The sequence below is a fragment of the Pseudomonas sp. HLMP genome (assembly GCF_046365545.1).
Taxonomy (GTDB): Bacteria; Pseudomonadota; Gammaproteobacteria; order Pseudomonadales; family Pseudomonadaceae; genus Aquipseudomonas; species Aquipseudomonas guariconensis_B.
On the sequence record NZ_JBDLLR010000004.1, the window covers coordinates 1 to 791 of the forward strand.

At 68.6% G+C, this 791-nt stretch carries 1 protein-coding gene; it reads right to left on the reverse strand.

Annotated features, from left to right (window positions below; translation table 11 throughout):
- Nucleotides 1-791: urocanate hydratase (gene hutU / locus ABFA30_RS23860; RefSeq protein ID WP_410046076.1), on the reverse strand; the 791-nt coding region annotated here is incomplete at both ends.

The following is a 791-nucleotide window of genomic DNA, read 5'->3' on the forward strand; positions in this document are numbered from 1 at the left end:
GTGATCATCGGCAGGTCCAGGCCCTGCTCCTTGGCGCAGTCGATAGCGATCTGATAGCCGGCGTCGGCGTGGCGCATCACGCCGGTGCCCGGGTCGTTGGTCAGCACGCGCGCGATACGCGCCGCCGCTTCGTCGGTACCGTCGCAGACGATGACCATGCCCGAATGCTGGGAGAAGCCCATGCCCACGCCACCGCCATGGTGCAGCGAGACCCAGGTGGCGCCGCCTGCGGTGTTGAGCAGGGCGTTGAGCAGCGGCCAGTCGGAGACCGCGTCGGAGCCGTCGCGCATGGCTTCGGTCTCGCGGTTGGGGCTGGACACCGAGCCGGAGTCCAGGTGGTCGCGGCCGATGACGACCGGTGCCGACAGCTCGCCGCTGCGCACCATCTCGTTGAACGCCAGGCCCAGCTTGGCACGCAGGCCCAGGCCGACCCAGCAGATACGCGCCGGCAGGCCCTGGAAGCTGATGCGCTCGCGGGCCATGTCCAGCCAGCGGTGCAGGTGAGCGTCGTCGGGGATCAGCTCCTTGACCTTGGCGTCGGTCTTGTAGATGTCCTGCGGGTCGCCCGACAGGGCCGCCCAACGGAACGGGCCGATGCCACGGCAGAACAGCGGGCGGATGTAGGCCGGGACGAAGCCGGGGAAGTCGAAGGCGTTGGCCACGCCTTCTTCCTTGGCCATCTGGCGGATGTTGTTGCCGTAGTCGAAGGTCGGCACGCCCTGCTTCTGGAAGTCGAGCATGGCTTGCACGTGCACGGCCATGGACTGCTTGGCCGCCTTGACCACGGCGGC